The organism is Pantoea sp. 18059 (assembly GCF_902706165.1).
GTDB classification, from domain to species: Bacteria; Pseudomonadota; Gammaproteobacteria; order Enterobacterales; family Enterobacteriaceae; genus Pantoea; species Pantoea agglomerans.
This window is the reverse complement of record NZ_CACSJS010000008.1, coordinates 62,115-83,142: the sequence shown is the minus strand read 5'-3', so window position 1 is coordinate 83,142 and position 21,028 is coordinate 62,115. Positions and strand designations below refer to the sequence as shown.

At 55.6% G+C, this 21,028-nt stretch carries 16 protein-coding genes; 11 read left to right on the top strand and 5 right to left on the bottom strand.

Annotation, left to right across the window (positions count from 1 at the left end):
- Window positions 1-131: 131 nt before the first annotated feature.
- Both GVJ63_RS18705 and GVJ63_RS18700 read left to right on the top strand, forming a co-directional pair.
- Complete coding sequence (locus GVJ63_RS18705; RefSeq protein ID WP_010257403.1) at window positions 132-1,421, top strand: dicarboxylate/amino acid:cation symporter; 1,290 nt, start codon at window positions 132-134, stop codon at window positions 1,419-1,421.
- Between the two features lie 246 nt (window positions 1,422-1,667).
- Window positions 1,668-3,158 (top strand): pitrilysin family protein, encoded by a 1,491-nt coding sequence (locus GVJ63_RS18700; protein WP_010257399.1) that lies wholly within the window; start codon window positions 1,668-1,670, stop codon window positions 3,156-3,158.
- A gap of 2 nt (window positions 3,159-3,160) precedes the next feature.
- On the opposite strand, the gene GVJ63_RS18695 is transcribed toward GVJ63_RS18700, so the two are convergent.
- Together GVJ63_RS18695 and GVJ63_RS18690 are read right to left on the bottom strand one after the other, a co-directional pair.
- A complete protein-coding gene (locus tag GVJ63_RS18695) occupies window positions 3,161-4,033 on the bottom strand; it encodes an alpha/beta hydrolase (RefSeq protein ID WP_010671660.1) in 873 nt (290 codons plus the stop codon).
- Window positions 4,034-4,556: 523 nt separating this feature from the next.
- Entirely contained in the window at window positions 4,557-5,489 is a 933-nt protein-coding gene (locus GVJ63_RS18690) for a sugar kinase (RefSeq protein WP_031292606.1), read from the bottom strand.
- Between the two features lie 284 nt (window positions 5,490-5,773).
- Between GVJ63_RS18690 and GVJ63_RS18685 the strand changes: the two genes are divergently transcribed.
- Window positions 5,774-7,834 carry an AsmA family protein gene (locus tag GVJ63_RS18685; RefSeq protein WP_031590316.1) on the top strand — a complete coding sequence of 687 codons (2,061 nt, stop codon included), beginning with the start codon at window positions 5,774-5,776 and terminating at the stop codon, window positions 7,832-7,834.
- Here the strand turns inward: GVJ63_RS18685 and ppiC are convergent, their stop codons facing one another.
- A complete protein-coding gene (gene ppiC / locus GVJ63_RS18680; RefSeq protein WP_033780849.1) occupies window positions 7,835-8,116 on the bottom strand; it encodes a peptidylprolyl isomerase PpiC in 282 nt (93 codons plus the stop codon).
- A 75-nt stretch (window positions 8,117-8,191) separates the two neighbouring features.
- On the opposite strand from ppiC, the gene rep reads away from it, so the two are divergent.
- Entirely contained in the window at window positions 8,192-10,213 is a 2,022-nt protein-coding gene (gene rep, locus GVJ63_RS18675; protein ID WP_010257384.1) for a DNA helicase Rep, read from the top strand.
- Between the two features lie 43 nt (window positions 10,214-10,256).
- Here rep and gppA read toward each other — a convergent pair whose 3' ends face one another.
- On the bottom strand, window positions 10,257-11,741 hold the full coding sequence (gppA, locus tag GVJ63_RS18670) for a guanosine-5'-triphosphate,3'-diphosphate diphosphatase (protein ID WP_010671664.1): 1,485 nt from the start codon (window positions 11,739-11,741) through the stop codon (window positions 10,257-10,259).
- Window positions 11,742-11,748: 7 nt separating this feature from the next.
- Window positions 11,749-13,041: an ATP-dependent RNA helicase RhlB gene (gene rhlB, locus GVJ63_RS18665; RefSeq protein ID WP_022624852.1), complete on the bottom strand. Its 1,293-nt coding sequence runs from the start codon at window positions 13,039-13,041 to the stop codon at window positions 11,749-11,751.
- A 117-nt stretch (window positions 13,042-13,158) separates the two neighbouring features.
- Between rhlB and trxA the strand changes: the two genes are divergently transcribed.
- The 7 genes from trxA (at window position 13,159) to rfbB (ending at window position 21,010) form a co-directional block, all read left to right on the top strand.
- Complete coding sequence (trxA, locus tag GVJ63_RS18660) at window positions 13,159-13,491, top strand: thioredoxin TrxA (protein WP_003851963.1); 333 nt, start codon at window positions 13,159-13,161, stop codon at window positions 13,489-13,491.
- Between the two features lie 352 nt (window positions 13,492-13,843).
- Window positions 13,844-15,103 (top strand): transcription termination factor Rho, encoded by a 1,260-nt coding sequence (gene rho / locus GVJ63_RS18655; RefSeq protein ID WP_010257369.1) that lies wholly within the window; start codon window positions 13,844-13,846, stop codon window positions 15,101-15,103.
- Between the two features lie 280 nt (window positions 15,104-15,383).
- Window positions 15,384-16,469, top strand: coding sequence for a UDP-N-acetylglucosamine--undecaprenyl-phosphate N-acetylglucosaminephosphotransferase (gene wecA / locus GVJ63_RS18650; RefSeq protein ID WP_159227215.1), 1,086 nt, complete (start codon window positions 15,384-15,386; stop codon window positions 16,467-16,469).
- Between the two features lie 27 nt (window positions 16,470-16,496).
- The gene (gene wzzE, locus GVJ63_RS18645) at window positions 16,497-17,546 is read left to right on the top strand and encodes an ECA polysaccharide chain length modulation protein (RefSeq protein ID WP_010257365.1); all 1,050 of its coding nucleotides are present in this window, start codon (window positions 16,497-16,499) and stop codon (window positions 17,544-17,546) included.
- A gap of 10 nt (window positions 17,547-17,556) precedes the next feature.
- A complete protein-coding gene (wecB, locus tag GVJ63_RS18640) occupies window positions 17,557-18,687 on the top strand; it encodes a non-hydrolyzing UDP-N-acetylglucosamine 2-epimerase (RefSeq protein ID WP_010257363.1) in 1,131 nt (376 codons plus the stop codon).
- Window positions 18,684-19,943: a UDP-N-acetyl-D-mannosamine dehydrogenase gene (wecC, locus tag GVJ63_RS18635; RefSeq protein ID WP_159227214.1), complete on the top strand. Its 1,260-nt coding sequence runs from the start codon at window positions 18,684-18,686 to the stop codon at window positions 19,941-19,943. Before wecB ends, wecC begins: the two co-directional genes overlap by 4 nt.
- Window positions 19,940-21,010, top strand: a complete 1,071-nt coding sequence (gene rfbB, locus GVJ63_RS18630) for a dTDP-glucose 4,6-dehydratase (protein WP_159227213.1) — start codon at window positions 19,940-19,942, stop codon at window positions 21,008-21,010. Before wecC ends, rfbB begins: the two co-directional genes overlap by 4 nt.
- Window positions 21,011-21,028: the final 18 nt, after the last annotated feature.

The following is a 21,028-nucleotide window of genomic DNA, read 5'->3' as shown; positions in this document are numbered from 1 at the left end:
TTTGTCACCCTGTATTAATCACGTAAACAGAGTGTTATTTTCGGGTTACTGTCAGGCGCCACCTCTGTTGCCCGCCAGTCACAATAACGAATCCGACAACATCACCTCACGGCGTTAGTGGACACCTGTTTATGAAAACCTCACTTTTTAAAAGCCTTTATTTCCAGGTGCTGATGGCGATTGGCATCGGCGTTTTGTTAGGCCATTTTTACCCGGAGTTAGGGACCCAGATGAAGCCGCTGGGAGATGGCTTTGTTAAGTTAATCAAGATGATTATCGCCCCGGTAATTTTCTGTACCGTGGTGACCGGCATCGCTGGCATGGAAAGCATGAAAGCGGTAGGACGGACCGGCGCGGTTGCACTGCTCTATTTTGAAATTGTCAGCACCATCGCGCTGATTATCGGCCTGATCGTGGTGAACGTGGTGCAGCCAGGTGCCGGGATGAACGTTGATCCTGCCACGCTGGATGCCAAAGCCGTGGCGATTTATGCGCAACAGGCAGAACAGCAGGGCATCGTCGCTTTCCTGCTGGATGTTATCCCCAACAGCGTGATTGGCGCCTTTGCCAGCGGCAATATTCTGCAGGTGCTGCTGTTTGCCATTCTGTTTGGTTTTGCCCTGCATCGTCTGGGTAACACTGGCACGCTGATTTTCAACGTGATTGAAAGCTTCTCAAAAGTGATTTTCGGCATCATCAACATGATCATGCGTCTGGCACCGATAGGGGCATTTGGCGCGATGGCGTTCACTATCGGCAAGTATGGCGTGGGCTCACTGGTGCAGCTCGGCCAGCTGATTATCTGCTTCTACATCACCTGTATTCTGTTTGTGGTGATCGTGCTGGGGCTGATTGCACGCCTGTTCGCCGGATTCAGCATCTTTAAGTTCATCGCCTATATCAAAGAAGAGCTGCTGATTGTGCTGGGCACTTCCTCTTCCGAGTCTGCGCTGCCGCGCATGCTGGATAAGATGGAGAAGCTGGGCTGCAAGAAATCGGTGGTAGGGCTGGTGATCCCCACCGGTTACTCCTTTAACCTGGACGGCACCTCGATTTACCTGACCATGGCGGCAGTATTTATCGCTCAGGCGACCAATGCGCACATGGACATTTTCCATCAGATTACGCTGCTGGTGGTGCTGCTGCTCTCCTCCAAAGGAGCGGCGGGGGTAACCGGGAGCGGATTTATCGTGCTGGCGGCGACGCTCTCTGCGGTGGGACATCTGCCGGTGGCGGGTCTGGCGCTAATTCTCGGTATCGACCGCTTTATGTCCGAAGCCCGTGCGCTGACCAACCTGATCGGTAACGGTGTGGCGACCGTGGTGGTGGCGAAGTGGGTCGATCAGCTGGATCATAAACAGCTGACCGACACGCTGGCAGGCCGGAATAAGGAGAATAAAGCGTCTGAATCTTCAATTTAATCATTGAATTTAACTTAAATCCCCACAAATGCCCGCTGTCGCTTGCCCTGACAGCGGGCATTTGCATAATAAACCCCACTTGTTTTTTTTGACGTTTTTCACTTCGTTACGCGACATCCTGAGCTTCCTGTGGTCAAACACTTTGTTGTTGGATAACAGCGCGATTCGGCGCCAGCCGATTCGTTAATAACAGCGGCAATATGCGCCAGTGATAACGATATTTGAATTATTTGAGTAGGGGTTCACATGCAGGGCACCAGAATTCGGCTTTTGGTTGGTGGATTAGTGCTGGCAAGCAGCTTTGGTCTCCAGGCAGAAACGCTGCAACCGGATCCGGCCTGGCAGGAAGGCAAGCTGGATAATGGATTTAACTGGCAGTTACTGGCCACACCGCAACGCCCCAGTGACCGTATTGAACTGCGGCTGGTGGTGAATACCGGCTCGCTGGTGGAGAGTGCGCAACAGGCCGGCTTCAGTCATCTGCTGCCGCGTCTGGCGATGGTGCACAACACCGCGCTTGATAACCATCAGCAGCGCGCGCTATGGCAACAGGCGATGGATCCTCAGCATCCGCTGCCACCTGTGATCACCTCCTATGATTCCACCCAATATAATCTGAGCCTGCCGAATAACCGCCCCGAGTTGCTGAAAGAAGCGCTGAACTGGCTGGCGGCCACGGCGGGCAATATGGCCATCACCGAACAGGTGGTTAATACCGCGCTGGCGGCATCGGATCCGGTAGCGACCTGGCCGAAAGATACCCAGGATGTCTGGTGGCGCTACCGCCTGAAAGGCTCCGCGCTGCTGGCGCATGACCCCGCAGCGCAACCACGCGCGCCGGTTGATTTAACCCAGCTCAATGATTTTTATCATCAGTGGTACACCCCGGATGCGATGACGCTCTACGTGGTGGGGAATGTTGACAGCCGCAACCTCTCTGAGCAGATCAATAAAACCTTCTCGGCGTTAACCGGTAAACGAGAAACGCCTGCACCACTGCCCACCCTGTCGCCGCTGCCGCACGAGCCGGTAAATCTGGTCAGCAGCAACATGACGCAGGATCGCCTCTCGCTGGTGTGGGATACGCCGTGGCAACCGATTCGTGACTCCCAGAATCTGCAGCGTTACTGGCAGGGCGATCTGGCACGTGAAGCGCTGTTCTGGCATGTCCAGCGTGCGCTCAGTGACAGCAAGGCACAGGGCATCCAGGTGGGATTTGATTGCCGTGTGCTTTATCAGCGTGCGCAGTGCTCCATCAACCTGGATGGACGCAACGAAAATCTGGCGCAGAATATGAATCTGGTGGCGCGTGAGCTGGCAAACGTGCGTGACAAAGGCTTGCCGCAGGAGGAGTTTGATGCGCTGATGGCGCAGAAGCTGCTGGAGCTGAACAAGCTGTTTACCACCTATGCCCGCACCGATACGGATGTGCTGATGAGCCAGCGCCTGCGCTCCCAGCAGAACGCCGTAGTCGATATCGCACCTGAGCAGTATCAGAAGCTGCGTCAGACTTTCCTGGCCGGCCTGACCCGCGAACAGTTAAACCAGGAGCTGCGTCAGCAGCTGACGCAGGAACTGATGATGGTACTGATTCAGCCGGAAGGCGAAGCGGAAACCAACGTGAAGAGCCTGCAAAACAACTGGGACAAAGTGATGGCACCCCCAGCGGCACCGGCGACCAGCAATGAAGCCAGTCCGCCGGATAGCAACGTCAAAGACGTTCCGCCAGCCGCATAAAGTCAGGTTTTTGCCCTGAGCCACTCGGTCACTAACATCGGCCAGCTGGCGAGGGGCAAATCTGCCACGCCGCGGATACCAAATCCGTGCCCGCCTTTCTGATAGAAATGCACCTCTGCCGGGACCTTATGCTCACGCAGCGCGCCAAAAAACGCCATGCTGTGATTCACTGATACATCATCATCGTCGGCTGCGTGGATCAACAGCGTTGGCGGCACCAGCGGATGAACCCGGGTTTCCATTGAATAAGCGTCAATGGTTTTCTGATCGGGCCAGGCACCCAGCAGGCGGGTTCTGGCTCCTTCATGGGCGATGCCGTCCCGCATGCTGATTACCGGATAGACCAGGACCATCGCATCCGGACGCGGCGAGAAGTTTTCTGCGCCATCCTGCACCGGATAGAGTTTCTCTGCGAAACGCGTACCCAGACTGGCAGCCACATGGCCTCCCGCCGAAAAGCCCATCATGACGATATATTTACCATTCAGGCCGCGCTGCGCCCGTTCACGCAGGACGCGTACCGCGCGCTGAGCATCGGCCAGCGGCGCGTCGGGCCCTTCGTGATGTCCATCATAGGGCAGGCGATAAGTCATCACCGCCAGGGTGTAACCCATTGAGGTAAAGAATGTCGCCAGGGCGCTGCCTTCCCGATCGATCATCACGCGCTGATAGCCACCGCCCGGTGCGACCAGCAGGGTAATCCCGTTTGATTCGACCGGATGCCAGATCGCCATCTCCGGGCAACGCACGCCGGTAGCGGCCCGATCGTAAGGCTCATACTCTTTTGCCATGTCGACAATCTGCGGCTGTGCGCGCGAATCGCTGGCGCCTGGCGCATCACCGTGTGGCCAGATATTAATAATTTCTGTGTGCATAAATAGATCCTGATGCGGGGAATATTTTAATTGTTTTGTTCGCGGCCGGAGAGAACAGCGTCCTGCTGTCTTTTGATTAAAAGATGGTCTTTTTTCAGGCAGTCGTCCATCCGAAAAGGGGGGATCTGACCAGATTCGGACTATGCCTGGTGGTGGATCTGTTTGTTTAACTTATTAATTTTAATCAATAAATTATAAGAGAGATTGAAGGGGGAGACCGCAGGGGATCTGTTATTAACCACAATTTTTCCGCTTAAGGTAAATAGCTGGCACGGCCCGCTTTATTAGCCGCAATTTACCGGATATCACGCTGTGCGTACTTAAGGTGACATAATGATTTTAGCGTCAGGATCACACCGCAACGCTGCAGGGGCTAACGTGCCAGTCTCATCTGGGAACGGATAGCATCGGTTACAGTCACGCAGCCAGACGTTACCAGCAGCCTAAAAAAATGCGCCCTCGGGCGCATTTTCTGGCATCGGCACGATCAGTGCCTGTATCAACGACACTGGCTGCCGCTCTGTCAGTCAGGCATCGCCTCTGCCGGAATAATCGCGCCGCGATGCTGAATCACGGTGCTGGCAGTCAGGTGTCCGCGCTGCGCGGCGACCTCTGCAGAGGCGCCGGTCAGACGGCGAGCCAGATAACCGGCACTGAACGAATCACCGGCTGCGGTGGTATCGATCACTTTCTCTTTCGCCAGACGTACCGCAGGTACATCAATCAGCGGTGCGTCGCCGGTGACCACCAGGCAGGAGTCTGCACCGCGCTTAATCACGATTTCGCTGGCACCCGCCTGACGGGCACGCGCGATAACATCATCCAGCGGTTCTTCGCCCCAGAGCAGATGTTCATCATCCAGTGTCAGGAAGGCGATATCGGTGCAGTTGAGCATGGCGCGATAAGCGGCCTGCGTGCTGGCCCGATCGGCCCATAAACGCGGGCGGTAGTTGTTATCGAAAATCACCTTGCCGCCATTAGCCCGGCAGCGCGCCAGCAGCACCATCAGCTTTTCACGACTGGCAGGCGGCAGAATCGCCAGGCTGATGCCGCTGAGGTAGAGATAATCGTAGTGCGACAGCTGTTCAGCTATCTCTGCTGATTGCGGGCTGTCGAGCCAGTAACGCGCGGCGGCATCACTGCGCCAGTACCAGAAGGTGCGCTCACCGTCGGCATCGGTTTCAATGAAATACAGGCCCGGCATTTTATTATCGAGCCGCTGAATCAGGTCAGTATTGACCCTCTCCTGCTGCCAGGCCGCGATCATTTGATCGCTGAACGAATCCGTACCCAGCGCAGTGACATAATCGACCCGTAACTGCTGCTCATCAACCTGGCGGGCGAGATAAACGGCCGTATTGAGCGTATCGCCGCCAAAGCCACGTTTAATGTTCTCACCCTTTTCGGACAGCTCAATCATGCATTCGCCGATGATGGCGATTTTTTTCTGCGTCATGGTTTCAGACCTGTAGTGAAATATCGCCTTAGTCTCGCGTCTGGTATGGCAGACGTCAATGGTTTTAAAACGGTGTTTTAATTTACCTTTTAAGGTGGCCATTAGCCCTGGTCTCGGGGATAAACGCCGGGAATGTCGGCTTTTTTTACCGCTTATGCTAACGAAATGGCTGAGAAACCCCTTTTTCTGAATTGAATCATCTTACTATCCCGCTTCCCTGATGCTGTTGCCCGCGGTCTCGACTATCTTTAACGCAGACCGTGAATGTGCAAGGAGAAAGCGTAATGTCGCGTACCGGGAAAATAGTCAGCTGGGTAGCAGGAATTCTGGTGTTGTTGATCGTGGTGATTATCGTCGTCATCGCGACCTTTGACTGGAATCGCCTTAAGCCCACCATCAATCAAAAAGTTTCAACCGAGTTAAACCGTCCGTTTGCGATACGCGGGGATCTGGGTATCGACTGGGCACGAAATCGCGACGAAGCAGGCTGGCGGCGCTGGGTGCCGTGGCCGCAGATCCATGCGGAAGATATCATGCTGGGGAATCCGCCTGACATTGCCGACGTCACCATGGTACATCTGCAGCGGGTCGATGCCACATTGTCACCGCTGTCGCTGCTGCACAAAGAACTGTTCATCCCGTGGATTAAATTGCAGCGGCCGGATGCGCGTCTGATCCAGACCGCGGATAAAAAGAACAACTGGACCTTTACCCTTGCCGATAGCGGCAAGGATGAGAAGAGTGCTGCGCCATCGGCCTGGTCATTCCGTCTGGATAATATTCTGTTCGATCAGGGCCAGATTCGTTATCGCGACGCCATTAACCGCGCAGATGTCACGGTGCAGGTTAATCCGCTGGGTAAACCGGTGCCGTATACGCAGATTGCCGGAGGCAATGATCAGCAGAAGGGCGCAGGCGACTTCGTCTTTGGCTGGCAGGCGAAGGGCACTTATAACAATGAGTCACTCAGCGGCGACGGTAAGATTGGCGGCATGCTGTCACTGCGCAGTCAGAACACACCGTTCCCGATTGAGGCCGATCTGCGCAACGGCAGCACGCGGGTTCAGGTGACCGGCGGTCTGCAGGATCCGATGAACCTCGGCGGGCTTAACGTGCGACTGCGCTTCTCGGGCGATACGCTGGCCAATCTCTATGGCCTGACCGGCGTTCTGCTGCCTGACACGCCACCTTATGAAACCGACGGCCATCTGATTGCTAAATTCAGCGGCGAAAAGGGCGCGGTCTACCGCTATGAGAAATTCAACGGACATATTGGCGACAGCGATATTCATGGCTCGCTGATCTACAGTCAGGTTAAACCCCGCCCGACACTCAGCGGCGAACTGACCTCTGAGCAACTGCGCATGGCCGATCTGGGGCCGCTGATTGGCGTCGACTCTGGCAAAGGCAGTGAAAAAACGGCGCAGGCCAAAGCCCGGCGCGGTGAGAAATCGAATCAGCCCGCAGACCGCGTGCTGCCACACGATAAATTCGACACCAAAAACTGGGACGTGATGGATGCCGACGTGAAGTTCAGCGGCAAACGGATCGAACACAGCAATTCACTGCCGTTAAGCGATCTCTATACCCATTTACAGCTGAAAAACGGTGATCTGCTGCTGGATCCGCTGCGCTTTGGTGTGGCGGGCGGCAATCTCAACAGCACTATCCGGCTGGAGGGCGATCACTCGCCGATGCGTGGTCGGGTTGATCTTCATGTCCGTAAGCTGCAGCTGCGTCAGCTCTTCCCGAATGTGGAGGCGATGAAGAACAGCCGTGGCCAGCTCAATGGCGATGCCAGCTTTACCGGCACCGGTAACTCCGTAGCCGATCTGCTGGCGACCAGCAACGGGCAACTTAAGCTGCTGATGAATGATGGTCTGATCAGCCGCAGCCTGATGGAAATTGCCGGACTCAACGTCGGTAACTACGTGGTGGGCAAACTGTTTGGCGATGACCAGGTGCGCATCAACTGCGCCGCCACCGATCTCAAACTGCAGAACGGTGTGGCGACGCCTAACCTGTTTGTGTTTGATACCGAGAACGCGATTATCAACGTGTCAGGCAACGCGAACTTCGCCAGTGAGCGGCTGGATCTGTCGGTGAATCCGGAGAGTAAGGGCGTCCGCATCGTAACGCTGCGCTCCCCGCTCTACGTGCGTGGCACCTTTAAAAATCCTGATGCGGGCGTGAAAACGGGGCCACTGCTGGCACGTGGTGCTGCTGCAGTGGCACTGGGCGCAGTAGTCGGCCCGGCGGCGGCGCTGCTGGCACTGATCTCTCCTAGTGATAACGAAGACAACCAGTGCAGCACCGTCCTGCAGCAGATGAAGCAGAAGAAGTAACTAGTTGCGATAGAGTACTTTGATAATGTGATAACCAAAGCCGGTCTTTACCGGCCCGTAAGGCGTCAGCAGCGGGCAGGTAAAGACCGCTTTATCAAAGGCCGGCACCATCTGTCCCTGCCGGAACTCGCCCAGATCGCCGCCATTCCGGCCGGAAGGACAGGTTGAGTGCTTCTTTGCCAGCTGCTGGAAATTGCCACCCTTCGCCAGTTTCGCCAGAATCTCTTTTGCCAGCGTTTCCTCTTTGACCAGGATGTGTAAAGCCGCCGCGGTTTTCGCCATGTTGGTATCTCGGTTGTGTATAATTGCCGCCCATTATAAACCCCTTTCTTTTGATTCAATCAGGCGATTTCTCCTATGCGTTTAAACCCCAGCCAACAACGTGCCGTCGAATTTGTTACCGGTCCCTGTCTGGTGCTGGCGGGCGCGGGATCGGGCAAAACCCGCGTGATTACCAATAAAATCGCCCATCTGATCCGTGAATGCGGCTATCAGGCGCGCCACATCGCCGCGGTGACCTTTACCAATAAAGCCTCGCGCGAAATGAAAGAGCGTGTGGCGCAGACGCTGGGCCGCAAAGAGGCGCGCGGCCTGCTGATCTCCACCTTCCATACGCTGGGGCTGGAGATCATCAAACGCGAAACCGCGGCGCTGGGCATGAAGTCAAACTTCTCGCTGTTCGACGATCAGGATCAGCTCGCCCTGCTGAAAGAGCTGACAAAAGAGTGGCTGGAAGAGGATAAGACGCTGCTTCAGCAGCTCATCTCCACCATCTCGAACTGGAAAAATGATCTGATCGATCCGCAGGGCGCCGCCGCGCTGGCGCGATCGCAGCAGGATAATATTTTTGCTCACTGCTACGCCCTCTACAGCCAGCATCTTAAGTCGTGCAACGTGCTCGATTTCGACGATTTGATTCTGCTGCCGACGCTGCTGCTGCAGCGTAATCAGGAGGTGCGTGAACGCTGGCAGCAGCGTATCCGCTATCTGCTGGTGGATGAGTATCAGGATACCAACACCAGCCAGTATGAACTGGTTAAGCTGCTGGTGGGGGCGCGGGCGCGCTTCACGGTGGTGGGCGATGATGATCAGTCTATCTACTCCTGGCGCGGCGCACGCCCGCAGAATCTGGTGCTGCTGAATCAGGATTTCCCGGCGCTGGAGGTGGTGAAGCTGGAGCAGAACTACCGCTCTTCGCAGCGCATACTGAAAGCGGCAAATATCCTGATTGCCAATAATCCTCACGTCTTTGAGAAGCGGCTCTTTTCGGAGCTGGGGCAGGGCAGCGAGCTGAAGGTGCTCACTGCCAACAGCGAAGAGCATGAAGCGGAGCGGGTCACTGGCGAGCTCATCGCGCATCACTTTATCAACCGGACGCAGTACAAAGATTACGCGATTCTTTATCGTGGCAACCATCAGTCCCGAACCTTTGAAAAGTTTCTGATGCAGAACCGCATCCCTTATCGCATCTCTGGCGGTACCTCGTTCTTCTCACGGCCCGAGATTAAAGATCTGCTCGCCTATCTGCGCGTGCTGACCAATCCTGAGGATGACAGCGCGTTTCTGCGCATCGTCAATACACCGCGCCGTGAGATTGGCCCGGCTACGCTGCAGAAGCTCGGTGAGTGGGCCAACCTGCGCAGCAAGAGCCTGTTTAACGCCAGTTTTGATGTCGGTCTGGGGCAGACGCTGAGTGGCCGCGGTCTGGAGCATCTGCAGCGGTTTACCCACTGGCTGAATGAGATTATCCAGCTGACCGAACGTGAGCCGGTAAACGCAGTGCGTGATTTGATTCGCGGCATCGACTACGAAAGCTGGCTGTTCGAAACCTCCGGCAGCCCGAAAGCCGCAGAGATGCGGATGAAGAACGTCAACACGCTGTTTCAGTGGATGACCGAGATGCTGGAGGGCAGCGATATCGATGAGCCGATGACGCTGGCGCAGGTGGTGACGCGCTTTACCCTGCGCGACATGATGGAGCGCGGTGAAAGCGATGAAGAGCTGGATCAGGTGCAGCTGATGACGCTGCACGCCTCCAAAGGGCTGGAGTTCCCCTATGTATTCCTGGTGGGCATGGAGGAGGGGCTGTTACCGCATCAGAGCAGCATCGATGAGAATAATATCGAAGAGGAGCGTCGCCTGGCCTACGTGGGGATCACACGGGCGCAGAAAGAGCTGACCTTTACCCTGTGTCGCGAGCGCCGGCAATATGGCGAATTAATCCGGCCGGAGCCGAGCCGTTTTCTGCTGGAACTGCCGCAGGACGATCTGCAATGGGAAACCGAGCGCAAAGTGGTCAGTGCGGAGGAGCGGATGAAAACCGGTCAGAGCCGCGTGGCCGGTCTGAGAGCGATGCTGGATAAGGCGAAAAAGAGTTAAACCAGTGCAGGAGGCGAAGGAGATTCGCCTCACGCGACGGCAATTACGACAGGGTTAATAACCAGTGGACGTAAGACTGATAATGGCTTTCCTGCTCCAGCAGCTCACTGCGCAACGGATGGGCCTCCAGCCAGCCCGCGGGCAGGGTCAGATGCAAGGCATCATCGTCTGCCTGTAGCCGCACCGCAGGCAGGGTGTCATCGCGACGACGGGTGGAGAAAATAATCGCCAGCCGCAGCAGACGGCACATCCGTTCCGCCAGCCGCGGCGGCAGGGCATTCTGCTGCGTCAGCAAAGCCAGATCGATGCTGCCGCTCTGGTTTTGCAGTAAACAGGCCAGCAGCTTCTTCTGTGCCGGTGTGAAACCAGGAAGATCGAGGTGACGCACCAGATACGCCGCATGCTGCGGCGCATGACGGAAGTCAACGCTCAGGCCGATTTCGTGGATCGCGCAGGCGCTAAGCAGCAACTCACGACAGCGCTGATCCAGCTTCCACAACGTGGAAACCTGACGGAAAAAGCTCTCCGCCAGCTGACGCACGCGATCCGCCTGCTCGACATCAATGCTGAAACGGCGCTGGACGTTGTGTAGCGTGCGGGTTCGGATATCCCGGTCGATGGGCAGATGCAGCATGCCGTAGACCAGTCCTTCGCGCAGTGCGCCGCCCGCCAGCGTCATGCTATCGATACTGAGCTCCTGGAAGATGGCGATCAGAATCGACAGGCCGCTGGGGAACACCAGCGCCCGCTCCAGCGTCAGCCCTTCGATTTCCAGCTCTTCCAGTTTGCCGCACTGAATGGCGCGCTGCTTCAGCTGCTGCAGCTTATTCAGCGTGATGCGCTCATCCATGCCCTGCGCCACCATGATCTCCTGCAGCGCCTGAACCGTGCCTGAAGCACCAACACAGGCCTGCCAGCCCTGCTCACGCAGCTGCGCTGCAATGGGCTGGATCATCTCACGTGCCGCCAGCTCGGCCTGGTCAAAGTTCTCTTTTGCCAGATGACGATCGCTGAAGAAGCGCTCCAGCCACGTCACACAGCCCATCGACAGACTGAACAACACCGACGCGTGCGATCCGTCGCCGGTGGCCAGCTCGGTGCTGCCGCCGCCGATATCGACCACTAAACGCTGGTCGGAACCGCCGGTGGTGTGGGCCACGCCCTGATAAATCAGGCGCGCCTCTTCTTCACCGCTGATGACGTTGATGGTACAGCCAAGGATCTGTTGGGCGGTGTCGAGGAAGGTCTGCGCATTGGCAGCCAGACGCAGCGTGGCGGTCGCCACCACGCGAATCTGATCGGGGGGAATATCCTGCAGTTGTTCAGAGAACAGTCTGAGGCATTGCCAGCCTCGCGACATCGCGTCGGCTGACAACAGGTTATTTTTATCCAGACCGGCAGCAAGGCGAACCTTGCGCTTAATTTTTGCAACGGTCTGGATACTGCCAGAAACCTCGCGCACCACCAACATATGAAAGCTGTTAGACCCTAAATCAATCGCTGCATAAAGTGACGATGCGCTTAGCATGGTGGCCTTAACCTGAACGTTTACGGTTGTTGTTGCGTGGAGCACCGCGACGATTGGCGTTATTCCCTCCGCGACGCGGGCCATTGCCGGAACGGCTGCGTTGCAGACGCTTAGGCGGCGGTAAATCCGTTAACAACGCTTCGCTGCTGTACTTGCTGACCGGGATGCTGTGGCCGATGTACTCTTCAATCGAAGGCAGATTCAGCGCATACTCTTCACAGGCCAGGCTGATTGAATGACCGCTGGCGCCTGCACGACCGGTACGGCCAATACGGTGAACGTAGTCTTCACAGTCGTCTGGCAGATCGTAGTTAAAGACGTGGGTAACAGCCGGGATGTGCAGACCGCGAGCAGCCACGTCAGTGGCGACCAGAATATCCACATCACCTTTGGTAAAGTCATCCAGAATGCGCAGGCGCTTCTTCTGAGCAACGTCGCCGGTCAGCAGGCCGACACGATGTCCATCGGCAGCCAGGTGGCCCCAGATATCTTCACAGCGGTGCTTGGTGTTGGCGAAAATAATGGCGCGATCGGGCCACTCTTCTTCCAGCAGGGTCTGCAACAGGCGCATTTTCTCTTCGTTAGACGGATAGAAAAGCTCTTCCTGAATGCGATGGCCGGTTTTCTGTTCCGGTTCCACTTCCACATATTCAGCACTGTTCATGTGCTCAAACGCCAGTTCACGGACGCGGTAGGAGAGGGTCGCCGAGAACAGCATGCTCAGACGCTGAGTCGCCGGCGGCATGCGACGGAACAGCCAGCGAATATCTTTAATAAAGCCCAGATCGAACATACGATCGGCTTCGTCCAGCACCATGACCTGAATAGCACCGAGGTTGACGTGATTCTGTTTCGCGTAGTCGATCAGGCGACCGGTGGTAGCCACCAGAATATCAACGCCCTGCTCCAGCACTTTAAGCTGTTTGTCATAACCGTCTCCGCCATAGGCGAGACCCAGTTTCAGGCCGGTTGAGGCGGTAAGGGGTTCTGCATCTGCATGAATCTGCACAGCAAGTTCACGCGTCGGCGCAAGAATTAATGCCCGTGGCTGGTTAACCTGACGACCTTCCGCCGCAGGATGAGAGAGAAGATGATGAAACGTTGACGTCAGAAACGCCATCGTTTTGCCGGTACCGGTTTGCGCCTGGCCTGCAACATCACGCCCTGAAAGCGTAAAAGGCAGAGCTAACGCCTGAATCGGCGTGCAGTATTGAAAGCCTTTAGTATCAAGGGCTTCCACCACTTTTGGGTGCAGGGCGAAGTCGGAAAACTTCTGTTCAGTTAAGTGTGTTTTGCTCATAGTGTGGTAGAATATCAGCTTACTATCGCTTTACGAAAGCGTATCCGATGAAATAAAGTCAACCAACATTGGTATATTTTACGCCAATTCGCCAGGCATAATCTTGTGGAGTAAAACATGAGCAGCGATAAAATCGTTCATCTGACTGATGACAGTTTCGACACCGACGTGCTGAAAGCCGACGGCGTTACACTGGTAGATTTCTGGGCTGAATGGTGCGGTCCTTGCAAAATGATCGCGCCAATCCTTGATGAAGTTGCAGAAGAGTATGATGGCAAGCTGACCATCGCTAAGCTGAATATTGATGATAACCCAGGCACGGCACCGAAGTATGGCATTCGTGGTATCCCGACGCTGCTGCTGTTTAAAAATGGCGAAGTCGCCGCGACCAAAGTGGGCGCGCTGTCTAAAGGCCAGCTGAAAGAGTTCCTGAACGCCAATCTGGCGTAATTCAGGGCTGAATGTCCGGCAGTGGTGAATTTATCTCCTGCTGCTGGACGTTCGCTTTCAGGCGTGCTAATTTACCAGCACTGCATTACGAACTTACCTTGTAGTTAGCATCTAAAAGTTTTCCCTTGTTGAACCCTGTCGCCCTGTACCTTATAAAGATAGAACGGTTCAGCAATCTTACGGTTAGCTCCAACTCTGGCATCACATTCGGACATCTCCCTGCATACCGATCGCCATTCCATACGATGATCGTCAGGAAGAGCCGAAAAGAGCCATTAACGGCATGGATTAGTTGCCATACCATTCACGACAAACATTCCGAGTATTACCCCGAGTTTAAGAACCCATCACTATGAATCTTACCGAATTAAAGAATACGCCGGTTGCTGAGCTGGTTACTCTCGGCGAAAATATGGGACTGGAAAACCAGGCTCGTATGCGCAAGCAGGACATTATCTTTTCAATCCTGAAGCAGCACGCGAAAAGCGGCGAAGACATCTTCGGTGATGGCGTGCTGGAGATCCTTCAGGATGGATTTGGATTCCTCCGTTCCGGAGACAGCTCCTACCTCGCCGGCCCTGATGATATCTACGTTTCCCCTAGTCAAATCCGCCGCTTCAACCTCCGCACTGGTGACACCATCTCTGGCAAAATTCGTCCACCGAAAGAGGGTGAACGTTATTTTGCGCTGCTGAAAGTTAACGAAGTTAACTACGACAAGCCGGAAAATGCGCGTAATAAGATTCTGTTCGAAAACCTCACGCCGCTGCACGCAAATAAACGTCTGCGTATGGAGCGGGGTAATGGCTCAACGGAAGATTTAACCGCTCGCGTACTGGATCTGGCATCGCCAATTGGTCGTGGCCAGCGTGGTCTGATTGTTGCACCACCGAAAGCCGGTAAAACCATGCTGCTGCAGAACATCGCGCAGAGCCTGGCGCACAACTATCCGGACTGTACCCTGATGGTACTGCTGATCGATGAGCGCCCGGAAGAAGTCACCGAGATGCAGCGTCTGGTGAAAGGCGAAGTTATCGCCTCAACCTTCGATGAGCCAGCTTCACGCCACGTTCAGGTTGCTGAAATGGTGATTGAAAAGGCCAAGCGTCTGGTTGAGCACAAAAAAGATGTCATCATCCTGCTCGACTCCATTACACGTCTGGCACGTGCTTACAACACCGTGGTTCCTGCTTCAGGTAAAGTCCTGACCGGTGGTGTGGATGCCAACGCCCTGCATCGTCCAAAGCGTTTCTTTGGTGCTGCACGTAACGTGGAAGAGGGCGGTAGCCTGACCATCATCGCGACCGCGCTGGTTGATACCGGTTCGAAGATGGATGAAGTGATTTACGAAGAGTTTAAAGGTACCGGTAACATGGAACTGCATCTCGCCCGTAAAATCGCTGAAAAACGCGTCTTCCCGGCGATTGATTACAACCGCTCTGGTACGCGTAAAGAAGAGCTGCTCACCTCTCAGGAAGAGCTGCAGAAGATGTGGATCCTGCGTAAGATTATTCACCCGATGGGCGAAATCGACGCAATGGAATTCCTCATCAACAAGCTGGCGATGACCAAAACTAATGATGAATTCTTCGATATGATGAAGCGTTCTTAATCCGATACTGCCTGGCCGAACCACAGATTCGGCTTTTTTAGTCCAGATGCGCAGAAAATCGACCTCACGCCACGTCTCAACGTGGCGTTTTTCATTTGTGAGCTATAGGATTGAACACTGGCAGGAGCATTTATAATGACTGTGGTAGCGATGGCGAACTTTTGACCGTTCGTCTGTCTCTTTATGCAGAATTCGGAATCCGACACAGCGATAGGCGCGTTTTTTCGCGTATTGTTGTGCGGGATGTTAGCTGAGAGCGTTTAACGTGAATTTACTCACTATGAGTACTGAGCTTGGTTTAATTATTCTCTTTTCCCTGGCTTTCCTCTTTTTTGCTCGAAAAGCAGCTAAAAAAATTGGTTTAGTTGATAAGCCTAACTCACGTAAACGCCATCATGGCGCGATTCCGTTGGTGGGCGGCATTTCTGTGTTCGCAGGTATCTGCTTCACGTTTGCCATTACCAACTACTATCTGCCTCACGCGCTGCTCTATCTGGGCTGCGCCGGTGTTCTGGTGCTGGTTGGCGCACTGGATGACCGTTTCGATATCAGCGTCAAAATTCGTGCGGTGGTGCAGGCGATTGTCGCGCTGGTGATGATGTTTGGCGCAAAACTCTATCTGCTTAGCCTGGGCTTTATCGTCGGCCCGTTCGAGCTTATAGTGGGGCCCTTCGGCTATGTGCTGACGCTGTTTGCCGTCTGGGCCGCGATCAACGCCTTTAATATGGTGGATGGGATCGACGGTCTGCTGGGCGGACTCTCCTCGGTCACTTTTGCCGCCATGGGGATTATCCTCTACTTCGACGGCCAGACCAGCCTCGCGATGTGGTGTTTTGCGATGATTGCCGCCACGCTGCCCTATATCCTGCTTAACCTCGGCTTCCTTGGCCGTCGCTTCAAAGTCTTTATGGGCGATGCCGGCAGCACCATGATCGGGTTCACCATTATCTGGATTCTGCTGGAAACGACGCAGGGTCTGAGCCACCCCATCACGCCCGTTACCGCACTGTGGCTTATTGCCATTCCTCTGATGGATATGGTGGCGATTATGTATCGTCGCCTGCGTAAAGGCATGAGTCCGTTCTCGGCTGACCGTCAGCACATCCATCATCTGATTATGCGTGCCGGCTTTACCTCCCGTCAGGCCTTTGTGCTGATTACCGTTGCGGCGGCCATTCTCGCCGGTATCGGTGTGCTGGGCGAATATCTGGCATTTATCCCGGAGTGGGTGATGCTGCTGCTATTCCTGGGCGCGTTTATGGTTTACGGCTACTGCCTCAAACATGCATGGCGCGTGGCGCGACGTGTCCGCCGCATTAAGCGCCGTCTGAGCCATCATCGCGAAGCAAAAAACAAATTACCCTGAAAAGAGCTGATAAAGGATACCTCTGCCATGCCTTCTGACGTTGTGGACAACGAACTGGATATTCGCAGCTTTTGCTGCCGTTTATGGCGTGGCAAGCGCTGGATTATCGGGCTGGCGCTGCTGTTTGCTCTGGTCGCCTGGCTGGCCACGCTGCTGCTGAAACAGGTCTGGAGCACCACGGCGATCACCGATCGTCCGACGGTGAACATGCTGGGTTCTTACTATGCGCAGCAGCAATTCCTGACCAATCTGGATGTGCGCAACAACGCCTTAACCCTGGCCGCACCTTCACCTACGGTGATGGATCAGGTTTATCAGGAGTTCACCATGCAACTCGCCTCCTGGGATACGCGTCGTGAGTTCTGGCAGCAAACGGATTATTACAAGAGTCGTAAAACCGGCAATGCGCATAATGATGCCGCGCTGCTCGACGATATGATCGGCAATATCCTGTTCACGCCCGCTGACGCGGCACATAACCTGCCCGATAACGTCAAACTGAAAGCGGAAACCGCTGGCGACGCCAATAATCTGCTGCGTCAGTACATCGCCTATGCCAGTGAGCGCGCCGCGCGTCATCTGAATGATGAGCTAAAAGGTGCCTGGCGGGCACGTACCGACCAGTTGCAGGCGCAGGTGAAACGTCAGGAAGATGTGGCTAACGCGGTGTTTCAGCGCCAGCAGCATCGACTGGAGCAGGCGCTGAAGATCGCCAGCCAGCAGGGCATTAATGAGAAACAGACGCGTGAAGCGGGTGAAAATCTGGCAGACAGCGACCTGTTTCTGCTGGGCCAGCCGGTTTTACAGGGACAACTGGATACGCTGCGCGCTACCGGTCCGGAGTTTGATATCAGCTATGATCAGAACAGAGCAATGCTGACCACGCTGCAGACCGGGCCAAAACTGAACAGCCAGTTCCAGACCTACCGTTATCTGCGTACGCCGGAAGAGCCGGTATCACGTGACAGTCCGCGACGTCTGTTCATGATGATTATGTGGGGTGCCATTGGGGCATTAACAGGCGCGGGAGTGGCGCTGGCACGTCGTCCGCGTCTGATGTCAGACACGCATGAGTGAGAGAAACAGTGTGAAAGTTCTGACGGTATTTGGTACTCGTCCCGAAGCGATCAAAATGGCACCGCTGGTTCAGGCGCTGGCGCAGGATCCCGCTTTCGAATCGCGACTGTGCGTCACCGCACAGCATCGCGAAATGCTCGATCAGGTGCTGCGCCTGTTCAAGCTGCAGCCGGACTATGATCTCAATATTATGCGTCCCGAGCAGGGGCTGACCGAGATCACCTGCCGCATTTTAGAGGGCATGAAAACCGTCCTGCTCGACTTCAAACCGGACATCGTGCTGGTGCATGGTGACACCACCACCACACTGGCGGCGAGCCTGGCGGCATTTTATCATCAGATTCCGGTCGGGCATGTGGAGGCCGGTCTGCGTACCGGCGATCTCGCCTCGCCATGGCCGGAAGAGGGTAACCGTAAACTTACCGGTCATCTTGCCCATCTGCATTTCACCCCCACCTCCCGATCGCGTCAGAATCTGTTGCAGGAAAATCTGCCCGATGCGCGCATTATCGTGACCGGCAATACGGTCATTGATGCGCTGCTGTGGGTTCGCGACAGGGTGCTGGATGACAGCAATCTGAATGCACAACTGGCGGCGCGCTATCCGTTTCTCGACCCGGATAAGAAACTGGTGCTGGTCACCGGACATCGTCGCGAAAGCTTTGGTGGCGGCTTTGAACGTATCTGCAGCGCGCTGGCGCAGATTGCCCGCCAGCATCCCGAGGCGCAGATTGTCTATCCGGTGCACCTTAATCCCAATGTCAGCGAGCCGGTAAACCGGATTCTCAGCGGCATTGAGAATATCATTCTGATTGAACCGCAGGAGTATCTGCCTTTTGTCTGGCTGATGAACCGCGCCTGGCTCATCCTCACTGACTCCGGTGGCATTCAGGAGGAAGCGCCTTCGCTGGGTAAACCGGTGCTGGTGATGCGTGACACCACCGAGCGGCCTGAAGCGGTCGACGCCGGCACCGTCAAACTGGTGGGGACCGATATCGCCCGAATCGTGGCGGAGGTCAGCAGCTTGCTGACTGACGACGCTGCCTGGCAGGCGATGAGCCACGCCCATAATCCGTATGGCGATGGCAAAGCCTGTGGTCGTATTTTACAAGCCTTAAAAGATAACCGAGCCGAATTATGAGTTTTGAAACCATCTCCGTGATTGGACTGGGATACATTGGGCTGCCGACGGCAGCCGTTTTTGCCTCAAAGGGAAAAAAAGTGGTGGGCGTGGATATCAATGCGCGCGCCGTTGAAACCATCAATCGTGGCGCGATCCATATCGTGGAACCCGATTTAGATCAGGTGGTGCATGCGGCCGTTACGCGTGGCGATCTGCGCGCCACCACGCAGCCGGAAGCCGCCGACGCTTTTCTTATCGCCGTACCGACCCCTTTTAAAGATGAGCATCAGCCCGATCTGCGCTTTGTGAAAGCCGCGGCGGAGTCGATTGCGCCGGTACTGAAAAAGGGCGACCTGGTGATTCTGGAGTCGACCTCACCGGTGGGCAGCACCGAACAGATGGCCGACTGGCTGGCGGCGGCGCGTCCCGACCTGCGCTTTCCTCAGCACGGTGATACGCCCGATATTTTTGTGGCCTACTGTCCGGAGCGCGTGCTGCCTGGTCAGGTGATGGTTGAGCTGATTAACAACGACCGGGTGATTGGCGGCATGACGCCAGCCTGTTCCGCCCGCGCCAGCGAGCTTTATCGGCTGTTTTTAAAAGGCGAATGCGTTGAAACCAACGCCCGAACCGCCGAGATGTGTAAGCTGACAGAAAACAGCTTCCGTGACGTGAATATCGCCTTTGCCAATGAGCTGTCGCTGATTTGTGCCGATCAGGGGATTAACGTCTGGGAGCTGATTGCGCTGGCGAATCGCCATCCGCGCGTCAACATTCTGCAGCCGGGCCCAGGCGTCGGCGGTCACTGTATCGCCGTCGATCCCTGGTTCATCGTGGCGCAGAATCCTGAATTAGCCCGCCTGATCCGCACCGCGCGCGAGGTCAATGACGCCAAGCCTCAGTGGGTGCTGGACCAGGTGAAAACCGCGCTGGCGGACTGCCTGACACAGACCGGCAAGCGCGCCAGCGATATCACCATCGCCTGCTTTGGCCTGGCCTTTAAACCCAATATTGACGACCTGCGCGAAAGCCCGGCGGTGGGCGTGGCACAGAAAATTGCAGAGTGGCACAGCGGCACTACCTGGGTGGTTGAACCCCATATTGAGCAGCTTGCTGACGCACTGGCCGACAACGCCGTGCTGGTCTCTGCCGGGCAGGCGCTGGAACAGGCCGATATTCTGGTGATGCTGGTCGATCACCGCGCCTTCCGCGCCATTGATGGTGCCAGCGTTCAGCAGAACTGGATTGTCGACACCAAAGGTGTGTGGCGATGAGGCGTTTTCTGATCACGGGCGGTGCCGGGTTTATCGGTTCTGCACTGGTGCGCTTTCTGATTGCAGAAACCGAACATCAGGTGGTGGTGGTCGATAAACTCAGCTACGCCGGAAATCTGGCGTCACTCGCCAGCGTTGCCGACTCGCCCCGCTTTCATTTTGAGCAGGTCGATATCTGCGATCGCCCGGCACTTGATCAGGTGTTTGCCCGTCATCAGCCAGACTGTTTGATGCATCTTGCGGCTGAAAGCCATGTGGATCGTTCGATTGACGGGCCGGTAGCCTTTATCGCGACCAATATTGTCGGGACTTATCAGTTGCTGGAAGCCGCGCGTTTTTACTGGCAAAACCTGGATGACGCGCGCAAAACCGCCTTTCTGTTCCACCATATCTCGACCGATGAAGTCTTTGGCGATCTGCACGACAGCCAGGCCTATTTTACCGAAACCACACCCTATGCGCCAAGCAGTCCTTACGCCGCCAGCAAGGCCAGCAGCGACCATTTAGTGCGGGCCTGGCTGCGCACTTACGGTCTGCCCACGCTGGTCACCAACTGTTCAAATAACTACGGCCCCTGCCATTTCCCGGAGAAGCTGATCCCGCTGACCATCATCAATGCGCTGGCCGGTAAAGCCTTACCGGTTTACGGCAACGGACAGCAGATTCGTGACTGGCTCTACGTCGAAGATCACGCCCGCGCACTCTATCAGGTGGTCAGCCATGGCAAGCCAGGCGAAACTTATAATATTGGCGGCCATAACGAGCGACGCAATATTGAGGTGGTTGAAACTATCTGCAGCCTGCTTGAAGAGCTGGCCGCAGAGCAGAAACCTGCCGGGCTGGCGCATTACCGCGACCTGATTACCTATGTCACTGACCGCCCCGGTCACGATCAGCGCTATGCCATTGATGCCAGTAAAATTGCGCATGAACTTGGCTGGGTACCGCAGGAAACCTTTGAAAGCGGCATGCGTAAAACCGTGGCATGGTATCTGGCCAATCCCACCTGGTGGCAGGCTATTCTGGATGGCCGCTATCAGGGCGAACGCCTTGGCTTGTCGCAATAAACCTGCGTAAGGAGCAGC

Excerpts from the sequence above, each read along its gene's own strand:
- ppiC (WP_033780849.1), bottom strand. The coding sequence starts at position 8,116 with ATGGCGAAAACCGCGGCGGCTTTACACATCCTGGTCAAAGAGGAAACG.
- trxA (WP_003851963.1), top strand. The coding sequence starts at position 13,159 with ATGAGCAGCGATAAAATCGTTCATCTGACTGATGACAGTTTCGACACC.
- wzzE (WP_010257365.1), top strand. The coding sequence starts at position 16,497 with ATGCCTTCTGACGTTGTGGACAACGAACTGGATATTCGCAGCTTTTGC.
- rho (WP_010257369.1), top strand. The coding sequence starts at position 13,844 with ATGAATCTTACCGAATTAAAGAATACGCCGGTTGCTGAGCTGGTTACT.
- rep (WP_010257384.1), top strand. The coding sequence starts at position 8,192 with ATGCGTTTAAACCCCAGCCAACAACGTGCCGTCGAATTTGTTACCGGT.
- GVJ63_RS18690 (WP_031292606.1), bottom strand. The coding sequence starts at position 5,489 with ATGACGCAGAAAAAAATCGCCATCATCGGCGAATGCATGATTGAGCTG.
- wecA (WP_159227215.1), top strand. The coding sequence starts at position 15,384 with ATGAGTACTGAGCTTGGTTTAATTATTCTCTTTTCCCTGGCTTTCCTC.
- rfbB (WP_159227213.1), top strand. The coding sequence starts at position 19,940 with ATGAGGCGTTTTCTGATCACGGGCGGTGCCGGGTTTATCGGTTCTGCA.
- GVJ63_RS18695 (WP_010671660.1), bottom strand. The coding sequence starts at position 4,033 with ATGCACACAGAAATTATTAATATCTGGCCACACGGTGATGCGCCAGGC.
- GVJ63_RS18705 (WP_010257403.1), top strand. The coding sequence starts at position 132 with ATGAAAACCTCACTTTTTAAAAGCCTTTATTTCCAGGTGCTGATGGCG.
- wecC (WP_159227214.1), top strand. The coding sequence starts at position 18,684 with ATGAGTTTTGAAACCATCTCCGTGATTGGACTGGGATACATTGGGCTG.
- gppA (WP_010671664.1), bottom strand. The coding sequence starts at position 11,741 with ATGCTAAGCGCATCGTCACTTTATGCAGCGATTGATTTAGGGTCTAAC.
- GVJ63_RS18685 (WP_031590316.1), top strand. The coding sequence starts at position 5,774 with ATGTCGCGTACCGGGAAAATAGTCAGCTGGGTAGCAGGAATTCTGGTG.
- GVJ63_RS18700 (WP_010257399.1), top strand. The coding sequence starts at position 1,668 with ATGCAGGGCACCAGAATTCGGCTTTTGGTTGGTGGATTAGTGCTGGCA.
- rhlB (WP_022624852.1), bottom strand. The coding sequence starts at position 13,041 with ATGAGCAAAACACACTTAACTGAACAGAAGTTTTCCGACTTCGCCCTG.